Genomic DNA, 15,015 nt, shown 5'->3' on the forward strand with positions numbered 1-15,015 from the left:
ACAGGTGTGACCCTATGGGACACTCCTGCCCATGCTGGGTGTGACCGATCTTCCGACGTATCTCGCCGGCCTGGTGCTGATCATTCTGCTGCCGGGGCCGAACTCGTTCTACGTGCTCTCCGTGGCGGCCCGCCGCGGGGTGCGCACCGGGTACAAGGCCGCCGCCGGGGTGTTCACCGGCGACGCCGTGCTCATGCTGCTGACCGCCGTGGGCGCCGGTGCGCTGCTCCGGGCGAGCCCGCTGGCGTTCACCGTGGTCAAGTTCCTCGGGGCCGGCTACCTGGCGTGGCTGGCCGTGGGGATGATGCGGGGCGCCTGGGCGCTGTGGCGCACGCGCGCGGAGCGGGCCGAGGCGGAGCCCGACGTCCCGGCCGACCCGGCCGAGAACGAGCGGCCCTACCGGCGGGCGCTGCTGATCAGCCTGCTCAACCCGAAGGCCATCCTCTTCCTGATGTCCTTCTTCGTGCAGTTCGTGGACCCGTCCTACGCCTACCCGGCGCTGTCGTTCCTGCTCCTGGGCGCTCTGCTGCAGGCCGGCAGCTTCCTCTACCTGACGCTGCTGATCTTCGGCGGCACCCGCCTCGCGGGGGCCTTCCGGCGCCGCAAGCGGCTGTCGGCCGGGGCCACCTCGGCGGTGGGCGTCCTCTTCCTCGGCTTCGCGGCCAAGCTCGCCACGGGCTGAGGAACCTCGGCCGGGACACCTCGGCCGGGATCCGCAGGCCGGGCGCCGCCGGCCGGGCCCAGCGGGCCCGGTCCGCTCAGTCGAGGGCGCGGCGCAGCCACCCCATCCGCCGCACGGCACGGCGCACCGTCCGGCTGCGCGGCAGGAACGACAGCTGCGCGGGGATGCCGCCCGGCAGACCCAGGGAGGTCAGCCGGCGCCGGGTGAAGTACCGCCAGGTGCGCGGGGTCAGGTGCTTGGCCAGGTATGCCTCGGCGGCCGGCCGGCGCGCGGCCAGGATCTGCGGCTGCATGGTGAACCCGACGGCGGTCAGCAGCGCGGCCGGTTCCGCCCGGACCTGCTCCGGCGTCGGGGGCGTCCAGGAGCGGACGGCCTCGGCATCGGCGAGGTCCGGGAGCAGGGCGTCGACCAGGGCCAGCGGGACGCGGTTGCTGTTCGGGTACGGGGTGAGAGCGGCCAGGACCGCGTCGGTGCCGGTCCGGGCCACCGGGAGTCCGTACAGCGTGGCAGCGGTGAGCAGCCCGGTGGAGAAGCAGCCGACGACCAGCGCGGGGCGCAGCCGCTGGTAGAGGGTCTCCGCCAGGACCGGGGCGGCGACGACGGTCAGTCGGGCGCCGAGCCGTTCGGCCTCCTCCGCGGCCCGGCGGGCGTACGCGGCCGGGGCGCCGGGGTGCGGTTTGAAGACCAGCTCCCGGTGGCCCAGGGCGTGGGCCCCCCGGACCATCGACACGTGGAGCTCCTCCTCCTCGGCCAGGGTCATCAGGTCGAGCGCGGAGAGGTACTGGCCCAGCAGGAGGGCCGGGGGCTCGGCGGGCTCCGCCGCCCCGGTCGGTCCCGCCGGCTGCAGCGCCCCGGCCGGCTCCTGGGCCCCGGTGGCTTCGGCGAGCTCCGCGAGGACCTTGAGGAACGGCTCCGACGGCACCAGCTCCACCCGCACCCCGAACTCCGTCAGCAGCAGGGGCTCCAGCCCGGGCACCAGGTCCAGGTGGAGCACCCGCCGCACCCGCATCCCCAGTTGCGGGTCGAGGCGGAAGCGGGTGGGCCCGTAACTCATGAGCCCGTCGGCGTAGACGTCGACGGCCGCGCCGGGGAAGAGCCGGCACAGGGTCTGGGCCGGCGGGACCTGGAGGGACTCCACGATCAGCTCGACCCGGTCGTCGCCGAGGTCCCACAGGGTGCGCAGCTGCCGTTCCCAGATCGGGACGTCCTCCGCGCGCGGGGCCCAGGTGCTCGGGTGCTGCGGCTCGATGACGCGGTTCCAGTCGAGGACCTCGTCGAAGCGGGAGCGCAGGGCGGCGAAGCCCGGCATGTCCGCGACCCCCGGGGTGACCTCGGCGGTGACGGCGTGGTTGCTGGTCAGCAGGATGCGGCGGCCGGCGGGCGGGAAGCCCCCCGCGTCGATGCCCGCCGCGAGCGTGGCCGCTCCGTAGAGGGTGGAGGCCAGGAAGATCTGGGTGGGCATCAGACGCTCGCTCCCGACGGGGCGCGGCGGCCGCCGCGCAGGCGGCGCAGCACCGTGGAGCGTTCCGCGTCCATCGAGTCCAGGACCTGGTCCAGTACGTCCTGGGGCATGCGGCCGAGCGCGGCCGAGCTCATGAGGCGGAGTTTCCTGGCCACGTCCGGCTCGAACCTTTCGATGGATCCGAAATGGTGGGCGATAATTGCACAATAAGTCCGGACGGCTTTCGGGAGCAGCCGACCGGATTCCCGGTCCGCGTGCACGTCCGCGAGTACTTGATCGAATGCGCGGATGAAATCGAGCTGCCGTTCGTCCCCCACTTGCGTCAATGAGGTGGAAACCCCGCGCCGGTAGAAGATTCCGGGCAGCCCGACCGCGGCGAAGGACTCCGCCCCCCGGTGCAGCCGCCAGATCCACGGCCGGTCCTCCGCGGTCCGCAGCCCGTCGGTGAAGTGCAGCAGCCCGCGGTCCAGCAGCCGCCGGTGGTACATGCCGGCCCAGGCGTACGGATAGTCCACCGAGGTGGCCCGGTCTGCGGGCAGGATCGCGGTGCGCGGATCGGCGACCACCGACTCCGGGCCGTAGGGAACGCGCTGCACGCTCCGCGAGCGGCCGGTGCACCGTACATGGTCGGTACGGACGAAATCGCAGCTCAGAGCTTCTATGGCGGCCAGCGTCCGGGCCAGGTGGCCGGGCGCCAGCCAGTCGTCCCCGTCCAGGAAGGCCAGGTACTCGCCGCGGGCCGCGTCCAGACCGGTGTTCCGCGCGGTGGCCAGGCCGCCGTTGCGCTCGTGTCTGAGGTGCACCGCCCCCGGCAGCTCGCGCGCCGCCCGCTCCAGCAGGTCGGGCGTCCCGTCCGTCGAGCAGTCGTCGACGAGCAGGAACTCGAAATCGTCCCGGGCGTTGAGTTCGAGACTCTTCAGGGCATCCGGTGCGTATGTCTGCACGTTGTAGAACGGCACGACAACAGAGAGCTTGGGCGCAGAGGGCTGGGGCACCCGCGAGACATTAGGGCGCCGCCCGGCATTCACTGTGGCCCGGACACGGATTCCATGTGAACGGCGCGGGGCGGGCGAGTTAACCCGTGCGCTTTCGCATTCAGTCGACGCGTTGTTAACCCGCTGTTGTGCGCTCGTTGGGCCGATCGGCCAATTCGCCAAATAGCTTCTGCCGCGTGCCAGAACGCAAACGCGTCGCCGTACTCGCCGATTCCGATACGCGATGGAAATGGGGCGCACTCACCGCCCGCCGTCTCGTACCCGACCACCAGCTCACCGGATTCCTGCTGCGCGGCCGCGCCACACCCACCGCGCGCCAGCTCGGCGAGGTGGGGGTGCGGGCCGAGCGGCTGTCCGAGGTGACCTGCGCCGAGTTCCTCGCCGAGATCGAACGCGAGCGCTACGACGTGGTCGTCCTCGCGCTCGTCGGCGGGGCCGTCCAGGCCGTGCTGCACGGGGCCCGCGCCCTGTGGCCCGCCCCGGCCCGGCGTCCCGTTCTCGTCACCGGCTACGTGGGTGTCGTGTACGAGAAGCTCGCCGACGGGCTGCTGCTGCGGCACGGCGCCGACCTCGTCCTCGCCAACTCCCGCCACGACGCCCAGCGGTTCCGCGCCGTCTACGAGGGCGTCGGCGCGGACGCCGCCGCCGTCACCGAGACCGCACTGCCCTTCCTGGGCGGGGCGCCCTACGAGCAGGCCGGGAGCCGGGCCCACACGGTGGTCTTCGCCGTCCAGCCCTCCGTGCCCGACAGCCGCGCCGACCGCGCCTACCTGCTGGAGCGGGCCGCCGGGCACGCGCGACTGCACCCCGAGCGCGAGGTCCTGATCAAACTCCGCAGCAAGCCCGGGGAGCACACCACGCACCTGGAGGAGCAGCCGTACCAGCGGCTCGCGGAGCGGCTCCCCGGCGGACTGCCCGCCAACTGCCGCCTGGTGTACGGGAACATGGGCGAGGTCCTGGACGGCACCGACCTGCTGGTCACCGTCTCCTCCACGGCCGCCCTGGAGTCCCTGCACCGGTCGATCCCGACGGCGGTCCTCACCGACCTCGGCATCCGCGAGGCCCTCGGCAACCACCACTTCCTGGGATCGGGCTGCCTGGCCTCCTGGGACCAGATCGACTCCGGGCTCCTCCCGGTGGGGGACCCGGCCTGGCTGGCGGCGCAGGGCGTCCTGCCCGCCGCGCACGCGGACACCGGCGCAGCCGCGGACACGGGTGCGGACGCCTACGCCGTGGCCCGGGCCAAGGTCGCCGGACTGGTGGCGGCGGCCCGGCTGCCCTCGCCCGCCCCGTACTACACGCGCACCACCGCTCCCGGATACCTCCCCGGGATCCTCGCCCGGCACCACCTCGCGCCCGACGGCACCCCCCTGCCCGGCGCGGTCCGCCCGGAGGCGGGGGAGTCCCGGCTGCGCCGCCGGCTCCGCGGCCACCTGCGCGAGGCCGCCCGCGGCGCCTACCGGCATGGCGTGCAGCGCGTGGCCCCGGTGATCCGCAGGCTGGGGGAGCTGTGAGGGTCCTCGCCGTCGTCCCGGCCCGCGGGGGCTCCAAGGGAGTACCGGGCAAGAACCTCGCCGAGGTCGCCGGGCTCCCGCTCGTCGCCCGCGCCGTCCTGGCCTGCCGGACCGCGCCGACCGTCACCGACGTGGTGGTCTCCACCGACTCCGAGGAGATCGCCGCCGCCGCCCGCGCCGCCGGAGCCGACGTGATCGCCCGCCCCACCGCGATCTCCGGCGACACCGCGAGCAGCGAAGCCGCAGTCCTGCACGCGCTGGCCGCCTTCGAGGAACTGCACTCCCTCGTCGTGGACGTGGTCCTCCTCGTCCAGTGCACCAGCCCCTTCCTCGCCACCTCCGACGTCGAGGCGGTCGCCGTGGCCGTCGCCTCCGGCGCGGCCGACTCGGCCCTGACCGTCGCCCCCTTCCACGGGTTCCTCTGGCGCGATGCGGCCGACGGCTCCGGGACCGGGGTCAACCACGACGCGGCGTACCGCCCCCGGCGCCAGGACCGGCCGCAGGACCTGCTGGAGACGGGCGCCGCCTACGCCATGGACGCCGCGGGCTTCCGCACCGCCCGGCACCGGTTCTTCGGCCGCACCCTCCCCGTCGCCACCGATCCCGCACGGGTCCTGGAGATCGACGACCCGCACGACCTGGCCCGCGCCCGACTCCTCGCACCCCTGCTCGACCCGCGCCCCGGGGCGCACCCCGCACCGCCCGCCCCGGAGCCCGGCGCGCACCTCTCCCCGCAACCCGACCCGTACAGCGACCCGCAGCCCGCACCCCGCACACCCCCGCACCGAAGGACGCCCCCTGTCATGACGAACACTCCCGACTCCCGCCTGCGCACCTTCGGCTCCCGCACCGCGGGCCCCGGCCGCCCCGTCTACGTCGTCGGCGAGATCGGCATCAACCACAACGGCGACCTCGGCAACGCCTTCGCCCTCATCGACGCCGCCGCCGAAGCCGGCTGCGACGCCGTGAAGTTCCAGAAGCGCACCCCGGAGATCTGCACCCCGCGCGACCAGTGGGACATCGAACGCGACACCCCCTGGGGCCGGATGACCTACATCGACTACCGCCACAAGGTCGAGTTCGGCGAGGACGAGTACCGCGCCATCGACGACCACTGCGCCAAGCGCGGCATCGACTGGTTCGCCTCCCCGTGGGACACCGAGGCCGTCGCCTTCCTGGAGAAGTTCGACGTCCCCGCCCACAAGGTGGCCTCCGCCTCCCTCACCGACGACGAGCTGCTGCGCGCCCTGCGCGCCACCGGCCGCACCGTCGTCCTGTCCACCGGCATGTCCACCCCGCAGCAGATCCGCCACGCGGTGGAGGTGCTCGGCAGCGCCAACATCCTTCTCTGCCACGCGACTTCGACGTACCCGGCCAAGGCCGAGGAGCTCAACCTCCGGGTCATCAACACCCTGCGCGACGAGTACCCCAACGTCCCGATCGGCTACTCCGGCCACGAGACGGGCCTGCAGACCACCCTCGCCGCCGTCGCCCTCGGTGCCACCTTCGTCGAGCGCCACATCACCCTCGACCGCGCCATGTGGGGCTCCGACCAGGCCGCCTCCGTCGAGCCCGGCGGCCTCGCCCGCCTGGTCCGCGACATCCGCACCATCGAAACCGCCCTCGGCGACGGCATCAAGCGGGTCTACGAGTCCGAGCTCGGCCCCATGAAGAAGCTCCGCCGCGTCCAGGGCGAGCTGGCAGCCGTCTGATCCGGTCCGGCGCGTACGAGTTCCGCCCGTTCCGCCCCCGACAAGGAGTACGTGGTGACCCCCTCCGCCCCCTCCGCCTCCACCCTGGCGTTCGTCGAGAGTCCGGTCCAGCTCCTGAACGTGCTGGAGTGGGCGTACGCGCGCACCGGACCGCAGCAGCCGCAGCTGGACGGTGTCCCGCGCCAGCGGGGGCGCCGCGCCGACGGAGGGGACCGGCCCGTCCCCGCCGACCGGCCGGCGGGCGCCGCGTCACCCCTGAGCATCGTCGTCCTGCCGCCCACCGACCCGATGTCCCGCGGCCAGCTGCGCCGGGTGGCCGCGCTGGCGCGCGACGAGGGGCACGCGGTGCGGTGGCAGGAGGCGCGCGGCAGCCGGTTCGCACCGCTGAAGGCGCTCGCCGCCCTGGCGGGCGACGTGCGCGCGGCGCGCACGGTCGTGGTCGGCGACCCCTTCTCGCGCTACGTCCAGCTGCTGCTCACCCTCGTGCGCGCCGAGGAGCTGGTGGTGGTCGACGACGGCACCGCCACCATGGAGTTCATGGCCCAGACCGCCCGCGGCGAACGGCTCGTACGCTGGCACCGGGCCGGCGGGGGCGGCCTGCCCGGCCGGGTCCGCGAGCTGGCGTACGCACCCGTCTCGGCGAGCGCGCGCCGCCGCTTCACCCCGGCCGCGGGCCGCGGCCACCGCGTCGAGGTGTTCAGCTCGATGCCGGTCACCGCCCACGGCGGGATGACGCTGCGGGTCAACGACTTCGCCTGGACCCGCGCCCGGTTCGGCCCGCCCCGCCTGACCCGGGGCACCGACCTGGTCGGCACCTCGCTCGTGGAGACCGGGGTGGTGGACCCGGACCGCTATCTGGACGCGGTGCGCGCCCTGGCCCTGGAGCACGGCGCCACCCGCTACTTCGCCCACCGGCGCGAGTCGCCCGAGAAGCTGCGCGCGCTGAGCCGGGCGACCGGGCTGGAGATCGTCCGCCCGGACCTGCCGCTGGAGCTGATCGCCCGGCGCGGTCCCGTCGGCCGGACGATCGTCAGCTTTCCGTCCACCGTCGTCCACACGCTGCCGTACGCACTGACCGGTACCGGTGTCACGGTCGCCGTATGCGATGTGGACCCCGGCTGGCTCACCGGGTCCGCCTCCCCGCGCGCCCGCAGCTTCCTCGCAGGGGTCACCGACACCGCTCGTGATGTGCGCAGACTGCCTGCCCAGGCGGCTCCGACGGCCGGATGAGCGCGCGAGTTTACCCCCCGGCGCATCCGGTCATGCGTCCAGAGGCCGGGTTTCTTTCCCCTAACGGCATGAACTTTTCGTGATCCCCGGCCAGTTGACCCGTCCGTGGGCCTACCCTTCAACGGGTGAACCAGTTGATGTCCCGCGAGTCCCAGACCGCCCAGCCCGCCGCGTCCGACCGGCCCGAGCTGCCCGGCAAGCTTCCGGACCACCTGCGTACCGAACTGATCGCCTTCCGCCGGGACTTGCACATGCACCCGGAGCTCGGACACCAGGAATTCCGTACCACCGCGGCGATCAAGGCCCGGCTGGAGAAAGCCGGCCTGCGACCACGGGTACTGAAGTCCGGCACGGGCCTGATCTGTGACGTCGGCACCTGGGACGGGGGCCGGCCGATGCTGGCCCTGCGCGCGGACATCGACGCCCTGCCCATCCCCGACGCCAAGACGCACGTCTCGTACCGCTCGACCTTCCCGGACCGCGCCCACGCCTGCGGCCACGACGTGCACACCGCGGTCGTCCTCGGCGCCGGCCTGGTCCTCGCCGAGCTGGACCGGCAGGGGCTGCTGCCCCGCCCCGTGCGCCTGCTCTTCCAGCCCGCCGAGGAGGTGCTCCCGGGCGGGGCCACCGACGCCATCGAGTCCGGGGTCCTGGACGGGGTGGGCCGGATCGTCGCCGTGCACTGCGACCCCCGGGTCGACGCGGGGCGCATCGGGCTGCGGGCCGGCCCCATCACCTCCGCCTGCGACCGGCTGGAGGTCAGCCTCTCCGGCTCCGGCGGGCACACCGCGCGGCCGCACCTGACCACCGACCTGGTGACGGCCGCCGCCCGGGTGGCCGTCGACGCCCCGGCCCTGCTGGCCCGCCGGATGGACGCCCGCTCGGGCATGTCGGTCACCTGGGGCCGGATCGAGGCCGGGCACGCCTGCAACGTCATCCCGATGCACGCCGAGCTGTCCGGAACCGTGCGCTGCCTGGACCTGAACGCCTGGCACGAGGCGCCGGACATGATCCACGCGGCGATCGACGAGATCGCGACGATGCACGGGGCCAAGTTCGAGATCAACCACGTGCGCGGCGTGCCTCCGGTGGTCAACGACCCGGTGATCACCGAACTGCTGCGTGAGGCGATGGGGGTCCGCTGCGGAGCGGAGTCGGTCGAGGACACCGAGCAGAGCCTGGGCGGGGAGGACTTCTCCTGGTACCTGGAGCACGTTCCGGGCGCGATGGCGCGGCTGGGGGTCCGTACGCCGGGCGACACCGCCAAGCGTGATCTGCACCGCGGGGACTTCGACGTGGACGAGTCCGCGATCGCCGTCGGCGTGGAGTTCTTCACGGCCGCCGCGCTGCTCGACGGACGCCGTTCCGGGCCCGCCAGGTAGCCGGCCGGGCATATCTCCTTACAGGATCGGCCGGGTTCCCGGCAGGCGTGTCCAGCCCTTGGTACACAAGGGTTGGGCGCGTGAGGAGTCACCAATCGGTCACTGTCCGGTTCGCGACGATCCGATAACGACTCATGAACGGGCCTTTAACTGACATCTACGCGCGTTACGATCGCCGCGAAACCAGCGCCGGTCGTGGCGCTTCGGTCAGGTTTTGAAGGAGCCTCCCCTTGCGCCGGATCACCAGGATCGCCACCGTGGGCATCGCGTCCGCGGCGCTGGCCCTCTCGGCCACCGCCTGTGGCGGAAAGAAGTCGTCGGACGCCTCCGCCTCCCCCTCGGAGTCGGGTCAGAAGTCCGCAGCCATCGCATACGACATCGGTGGCCGCGGCGACCAGTCGTTCAACGACGCCGCCTACGCCGGTCTGAAGAAGGCGGAAGCCGATCTGAAGATCAAGGGCGCCGAGGCCGAGCCCACCGACGGTGAGGGCGAGGCCGACAAGGTCCAGCGCCTCACCGAGCTCGCCCGCAAGGGCAACAACCCGGTCATCGGTGTCGGCTTCGCCTACGCCCCGGCCATCAAGAAGGTCGCGCCGAAGTTCCCGGAGACCACGTTCGGCATCATCGACGACACCTCGGTCACGGGCCCGAACATCGCCAACCTCGTCTTCAACGAGGAGCAGGGCTCCTACCTGGCCGGCGTCGCCGCCGCCAAGGTGTCCAAGACCGGCACGGTCGGCTTCATCGGCGGTGTCGAGGTTCCGCTGATCAAGAAGTTCGAGGCGGGCTTCACCCAGGGCGTCAAGGACACCAACCCGAACGCCAAGGTGCTCTCCGCGTACCTGACGCAGCCGCCGAACTTCGACGGTTTCGCCAAGCCCGACCTCGGCAAGGCCGCCGCGCTGGGCCAGCTCGACGCGGGCGGTGCCGACGTGGTCTACGCCGCCGCCGGTCTGGCCGGTTCCGGTGCCATCGAGGCCGCTTCCTCCAAGGGCAAGTGGGCCATCGGCGTCGACTCCGACCAGTACAACCAGGCCGGTCTGGCGAAGTACAAGGACTCCATCCTGACCTCGGTCACCAAGGACGTCTCGGACTCCGTCTTCAACCTGATCAAGTCGGTCGAGGACGGCAAGCCGACCACCGGTGAGATCCGCTACGGCCTGGACAAGGACGGCGTCGGCCTGGCCGACTCCAACCCGAAGTACAAGGAGATGGCTGACGTCATCGCCGCGGTGGAGAAGGCCAAGGCCGACATCATCGCCAAGAAGATCACCGTCAAGACCGCGCCGTAAGGCCGCTCCTGACATGTAGTCCTGGTCTCCGGGGTCCGGGAAGCGGTCACGATCGCCTCCCGGGCCCCGAGCCACGTTCTGTGATCACTAGTCTGTGACCAAGCGGCCAGCCTGGCCGCAAGTTTTCACTTCCGACAGTGCTACGCGCGTAGAAGCATCGTGGACGCGATACTTTCACTCCCCGCCCTGTCCCCCCTGCCTTCCGCTCCTTCCGCGCCAAGGAGAGTGCGTCATCAACGCGTCCAGCCCGCCCCCCGCCGTAGAACTGCACGGCATCACAAAGCGCTTCCCCGGCGTCGTCGCCAACAAGGACATCGCGATCACCGTCCGCAAGGGCACGGTCCATGCCTTGATCGGTGAGAACGGCGCCGGCAAGTCGACTCTGATGAAGATCCTCTACGGCATGCAGAAGCCGGACGAGGGCACCATCGCCATCGACGGGGAGCAGGTCTCCTTCAGCACCCCCGGCGACGCCATCGCCCGCGGCATCGGCATGGTGCACCAGCACTTCATGCTCGCCGACAACCTCACCGTCCTGGAGAACGTGGTTCTCGGCGGCGAGAAGCTCTACGGCATCGGCGCCAAGGCCCGTAAGAAGATCAAGGAGATCTCGGACGCGTACGGCCTCGGCGTGCGCCCCGACGCCCTCGTCGAGGACCTCGGTGTCGCCGACCGGCAGCGCGTGGAGATCCTCAAGGTCCTCTACCGCGGCGCGCAGATCCTCATCCTCGACGAGCCGACCGCAGTGCTCGTGCCGCAGGAGGTGGACGCGCTCTTCGACAACCTGCGCGAGCTCAAGGCCGAGGGCCTGACCGTCATCTTCATCTCGCACAAGCTGGGCGAGGTGCTGAAGGTCGCCGACGACATCACCGTCATCCGGCGCGGCACCACGGTCGGCACCGCCGACCCGAAGACCGCCACCCCCAAGCAGCTCGCCGAGCTGATGGTCGGTGCGGAGCTGCCCTCGCCGGAGACCCGCGAGTCGACCGTGACCGACGTCCCGATGCTCCAGGTGACGGGCCTGACCGTCGCCGCGAGCGACGTCGTCGTGGCCGAGCCGGAGGTCCTGGTGCCCGCGCCCGCCGCGGACTCCGCGGTCGTGGAGAACGTCGAGGTCGGCCGGCTCCTGCTGGACAACATCAGCCTCACGATCCACAAGGGTGAGATCCTCGGCATCGCCGGTGTCGAGGGCAACGGCCAGACCGAGCTGATCGAAGCCCTCATGGGCATGGCCTCGGCCGACACCGGCGTGATCACGCTGGACGGCAAGGACATCACCAGGACCTCGGTGCGCAAGCGCCGCGAGGGCGGCATCGGGTACATCCCCGAGGACCGCCACCGCCACGGCCTGCTGCTGGAGTCCCCGCTCTGGGAGAACCGGATCCTCGGCCACGTCACCGAGGCGCCCAACTCCAAGAGGGGCATCCTCGACCCGAAGGCCGCCCGCAAGGACACCGAGCGGATCGTGCGCGAGTACGACGTGCGCACGCCCGGCATCGACGTCACCGCGGCCTCGCTCTCCGGCGGCAACCAGCAGAAGCTGATCGTCGGCCGCGAGATGAGCCACAACCCGAAGTTCCTCATCGCCGCCCACCCCACCCGCGGTGTGGACGTCGGCGCGCAGGCGCAGATCTGGGACGCGATCCGCGAGGCCCGCCGCGAGGGCCTGGCCGTGCTGCTGATCTCCGCCGACCTGGACGAGCTCATCGGCCTGTCCGACACCCTGCGCGTGATCTACCGCGGCCGCCTGGTCGCGGACGCCGACCCCGCGACCGTGACCCCCGAGGAGCTCGGCACCGCCATGACGGGCGCCGCTTCGGGGCACCTGGAAGCAACCGACAACCACTCCGCCGCTGCCGACGGTGACACGACGGAGGACGAGGCCCGATGAAGAAATTCGACAAGGACCGGCTGCTGCTCGCCATCGCCGGGCCGGTGCTCGCCCTGGTGGCCGCCTTCGTGCTGACCATGATCGTGCTGGGGGCGACGGGCATCAACCCGATCGAGCCGCTGCGCATCATGGTGGAGAACGGTGGCTACGAGGACATCCAGGTCCTCATCGTCAACCAGGCGGGCACGTACTACCTGGCAGCCCTGGCCGTCGCCATCGGCTTCCGGATGAACCTCTTCAACATCGGCGTCGACGGCCAGTACCGCCTCGCCGCGATGATCTCCGCCGTGGTCGGTGGCGCCATCGCGCTGCCCGGCCCGCTGCACATCCTGCTGATCGTCGTCGTCGCGATGCTGACCGGTGCCTTCTGGGCCGGTATCGCGGGCGTCCTGAAGGCCAAGCGCGGGGTGAGCGAGGTCGTCTCGACGATCATGCTCAACGCCATCGCGACGAGCCTGATCGCCTGGCTGATCCTGCCGAAGAACCTCGGTGTCCAGGTGGAGGGCTCCAACGACCTCACCACCGGCGAGATCGCCCAGTCCGGCTGGTTCCCGGCCCTCTCCCTGGGCGACTCGGGCGAGATCTACGGCTTCACGTTCGTGGCCTTCGCGCTCGGCATCGTCTACTGGTTCGTGCTCAACCGCACCCGCTTCGGCTTCGACCTGCGCGCCAGCGGCGCGAGCGAGTCCGCCGCCGCGGCCTCCGGTGTCGACTCCAAGAAGATGATCATCACCGCGATGCTCATCTCCGGTGCCGTCGCCGGTCTGTCCGGCATGCCGGTGCTGCTGGGTGAGAGCCACACGTACACCCTCGTCTTCCCCGTGGGTGTCGGCTTCACCGGCATCACCATCGCCCTGCTCGGCCGCAACAGCCCCATCGGCATCTTCTTCGCCGCTCTCCTGATGGCCTTCATCGACAAGGCGTCCGCCGGTCTCGACACGGCCGGCTACGCCAAGGAGATCGGCACGATCATGAAGGGCCTGATCGTGATCGCGGTCGTCGTCTCCTACGAGCTCGTCCGTCGTTACGGCATCCGGCGCCAGCAGCAGAAGGTCGGCGAGGAGCTGGCCGCGGGCCACGCCATGAAGACCGAGAAGGAGGTCGCGGCGTGAGCGCCAGCACCGTTTCCACGAAGAAGGCGGCACCCGCCAGGGGCGGCCGCAAGAAGCTCACCCTGCCCTGGATCCTGCTGATCATCGCGGGTGGCCTCGCACTGGTCTCGATGGTCCGCCTGATCTCCGGGGCCAATGACCTGACCTCCGTCGGCCAGGTCTCCGGCGCCCTCTCCCTCGCCGTGCCGATCGGCCTCGCCGGTCTCGGCGGTCTGTGGGCCGAGCGCGCGGGCGTCGTCAACATCGGCCTCGAAGGCATGATGATCCTCGGCACCTGGTTCGGTGCCTGGGCCGGTTACCAGTGGGGCCCCTGGACCGGTGTGCTCGTCGGCATCGCCGGCGGCGCCGTCGGCGGCCTGCTGCACGCGATCATCACGGTGACCTTCAACGTCAACCACATCGTCTCCGGTGTGGCCGTGAACATCCTGGCGCTGGGCTTCACCCAGTACCTGTCGAACTTCACGTTCGCCGAGGCCCCGGGCGGCTCCTCCAAGCAGTCCCCGCAGGTCGAACCGATCGCCAAGATCACAGTCCCGGGGCTCTCGGACTGGATGGCCGACCTCCAGGGCAAGCACTGGTTCTTCGTCTCGGACCTCGCCGGTGTCATCGGCGGTCTGGTCACCGAGATCTCGCTGCTGACCATCGTGGCCCTGCTGCTGATCCCCGCCACCTGGTGGGTGCTGTGGCGGACCTCCTTCGGTCTGCGCCTGCGCTCCTGCGGTGAGAACCCGATCGCCGCCGAGTCGCTCGGCGTCAACGTCTACAAGTACAAGTACATCGCCGTGATCGTCTCGGGCGCCCTCGCGGGCCTCGGCGGCGTGTACCTGTCCGAGGTCGCCAGCCCCATCTACCAGGAGGGCCAGACCGGCGGCCGCGGCTACATCGGTCTCGCCGCGATGATCTTCGGTAACTGGATGCCGGGCGGCATGGCGCTGGGTGCGGGCCTGTTCGGCTTCATCGACAGCCTCAAGCTGCGCGGTGGCGCCGAGAACGTCCACGCGATGCTGCTGCTGATCGCGATCCTGCTGGTGCTCGTCTGCGTCTGGCAGCTGTACAAGAAGAAGTACATCCAGGCCGGCATCTCTGCCGCCTTCGCCGCGCTGCTCTTCCTCTGGTACGCGACGACGGACTCGGTGCCGAGCCAGTTCGTGGACGCCGCACCGTACCTGACCACGCTGCTCGTGCTCGCCCTGTCGGCGCAGCGCCTGCGCATGCCCAAGGCGGACGGCATGCCGTACCGCAAGGGTCAGGGCAAGTGACCTCCGGCCAGACGGTGGACTGGGAAGCCCTGCGGACGGCCGCCCGGGACGCGATGACCCGGGCGTACGCCCCGTACTCGGGCTTCCCGGTCGGGGTCGCCGCCCTGGTGGACGACGGCCGCGTCGTGACCGGCTGCAACGTCGAGAACGCCAGCTACGGGCTGGGCCTGTGCGCCGAGTGCGGACTGGTCTCCTCCCTCCAGGCCACCGGCGGCGGCCGTCTCACGCACTTCACGTGCGTGGACGGCAAGGGCGAGATCCTCGTCCCGTGCGGCCGCTGTCGCCAGCTGCTGTACGAATTCGGCGGCGACGAGCTGCTGGTGGAGACCCCGGACGGGGTCCTCCCGCTGGCGGCGATGCTGCCGCAGGCCTTCGGGCCCGACCACCTGAGATAGCCGTGCCGACGGCCCTTCGCCCCTGCCGGGGCGGAGGGCCGTCGCACTTCCGTTCCCTGATCCCCTCTCCTCCCTCTCTCTATGCGCGT

General features: G+C 71.4%; 12 protein-coding genes and 1 pseudogene. 11 read left to right on the top strand and 2 right to left on the bottom strand.

Going from position 1 to position 15,015, the window contains the following annotated elements:
- Positions 1-31: 31 nt before the first annotated feature.
- Positions 32-682 carry a leucine efflux protein LeuE gene (gene leuE, locus ACWGE1_RS07760; RefSeq protein ID WP_453419656.1) on the top strand — a complete coding sequence of 217 codons (651 nt, stop codon included), beginning with the start codon at positions 32-34 and terminating at the stop codon, positions 680-682.
- 76 nt (positions 683-758) lie between these two features.
- Here the strand turns inward: leuE and ACWGE1_RS07765 are convergent, their stop codons facing one another.
- Together ACWGE1_RS07765 and ACWGE1_RS07770 are read right to left on the bottom strand one after the other, a co-directional pair.
- On the bottom strand, positions 759-2,144 hold the full coding sequence (locus tag ACWGE1_RS07765) for a polysialyltransferase family glycosyltransferase (protein WP_453419657.1): 1,386 nt from the start codon (positions 2,142-2,144) through the stop codon (positions 759-761).
- Positions 2,144-3,139 carry a glycosyltransferase family 2 protein gene (locus ACWGE1_RS07770; protein ID WP_453419658.1) on the bottom strand — a complete coding sequence of 332 codons (996 nt, stop codon included), beginning with the start codon at positions 3,137-3,139 and terminating at the stop codon, positions 2,144-2,146. The genes ACWGE1_RS07765 and ACWGE1_RS07770 overlap by 1 nt, the downstream gene beginning before the upstream one ends.
- Before the next feature lie 176 nt (positions 3,140-3,315).
- Here ACWGE1_RS07770 and ACWGE1_RS07775 point away from each other — a divergent pair, with 176 nt between their 5' ends.
- From ACWGE1_RS07775 to ACWGE1_RS07820, 10 genes and pseudogenes are all read left to right on the top strand, one after another.
- Positions 3,316-4,653: a DUF6716 putative glycosyltransferase gene (locus ACWGE1_RS07775; RefSeq protein WP_453419659.1), complete on the top strand. Its 1,338-nt coding sequence runs from the start codon at positions 3,316-3,318 to the stop codon at positions 4,651-4,653.
- Positions 4,650-5,018 (top strand): annotated as a pseudogene (locus ACWGE1_RS07780) (acylneuraminate cytidylyltransferase family protein); the annotation flags it as partial. The gene ACWGE1_RS07775 and the pseudogene ACWGE1_RS07780, both read left to right, overlap by 4 nt.
- A 438-nt stretch (positions 5,019-5,456) precedes the next feature.
- The gene (locus tag ACWGE1_RS07785; protein ID WP_453419689.1) at positions 5,457-6,365 is read left to right on the top strand and encodes an N-acetylneuraminate synthase family protein; all 909 of its coding nucleotides are present in this window, start codon (positions 5,457-5,459) and stop codon (positions 6,363-6,365) included.
- A gap of 54 nt (positions 6,366-6,419) precedes the next feature.
- Positions 6,420-7,595, top strand: a complete 1,176-nt coding sequence (locus tag ACWGE1_RS07790; RefSeq protein WP_453419660.1) for a hypothetical protein — start codon at positions 6,420-6,422, stop codon at positions 7,593-7,595.
- A 137-nt stretch (positions 7,596-7,732) separates the two neighbouring features.
- The gene (locus tag ACWGE1_RS07795; protein ID WP_453419690.1) at positions 7,733-8,977 is read left to right on the top strand and encodes an amidohydrolase; all 1,245 of its coding nucleotides are present in this window, start codon (positions 7,733-7,735) and stop codon (positions 8,975-8,977) included.
- Positions 8,978-9,207: 230 nt separating this feature from the next.
- A complete protein-coding gene (locus ACWGE1_RS07800) occupies positions 9,208-10,269 on the top strand; it encodes a BMP family lipoprotein (RefSeq protein WP_453419661.1) in 1,062 nt (353 codons plus the stop codon).
- 232 nt (positions 10,270-10,501) lie between these two features.
- A complete protein-coding gene (locus ACWGE1_RS07805) occupies positions 10,502-12,160 on the top strand; it encodes an ABC transporter ATP-binding protein (RefSeq protein WP_453419691.1) in 1,659 nt (552 codons plus the stop codon).
- Positions 12,157-13,272, top strand: a complete 1,116-nt coding sequence (locus tag ACWGE1_RS07810; RefSeq protein WP_453419662.1) for an ABC transporter permease — start codon at positions 12,157-12,159, stop codon at positions 13,270-13,272. The genes ACWGE1_RS07805 and ACWGE1_RS07810 overlap by 4 nt, the downstream gene beginning before the upstream one ends.
- The gene (locus ACWGE1_RS07815) at positions 13,269-14,531 is read left to right on the top strand and encodes an ABC transporter permease (RefSeq protein ID WP_453419663.1); all 1,263 of its coding nucleotides are present in this window, start codon (positions 13,269-13,271) and stop codon (positions 14,529-14,531) included. The genes ACWGE1_RS07810 and ACWGE1_RS07815 overlap by 4 nt, the downstream gene beginning before the upstream one ends.
- Entirely contained in the window at positions 14,528-14,926 is a 399-nt protein-coding gene (locus tag ACWGE1_RS07820) for a cytidine deaminase (RefSeq protein WP_453419664.1), read from the top strand. The genes ACWGE1_RS07815 and ACWGE1_RS07820 overlap by 4 nt, the downstream gene beginning before the upstream one ends.
- Positions 14,927-15,015 lie beyond the last annotated feature (89 nt).

Source organism: Streptomyces sp. NPDC054932 (assembly GCF_053610205.1).

Excerpts from the sequence above, each read along its gene's own strand:
- ACWGE1_RS07810 (WP_453419662.1), top strand. The coding sequence starts at position 12,157 with ATGAAGAAATTCGACAAGGACCGGCTGCTGCTCGCCATCGCCGGGCCG.
- ACWGE1_RS07765 (WP_453419657.1), bottom strand. The coding sequence starts at position 2,144 with ATGCCCACCCAGATCTTCCTGGCCTCCACCCTCTACGGAGCGGCCACG.
- ACWGE1_RS07785 (WP_453419689.1), top strand. The coding sequence starts at position 5,457 with ATGACGAACACTCCCGACTCCCGCCTGCGCACCTTCGGCTCCCGCACC.
- ACWGE1_RS07795 (WP_453419690.1), top strand. The coding sequence starts at position 7,733 with ATGTCCCGCGAGTCCCAGACCGCCCAGCCCGCCGCGTCCGACCGGCCC.
- leuE (WP_453419656.1), top strand. The coding sequence starts at position 32 with ATGCTGGGTGTGACCGATCTTCCGACGTATCTCGCCGGCCTGGTGCTG.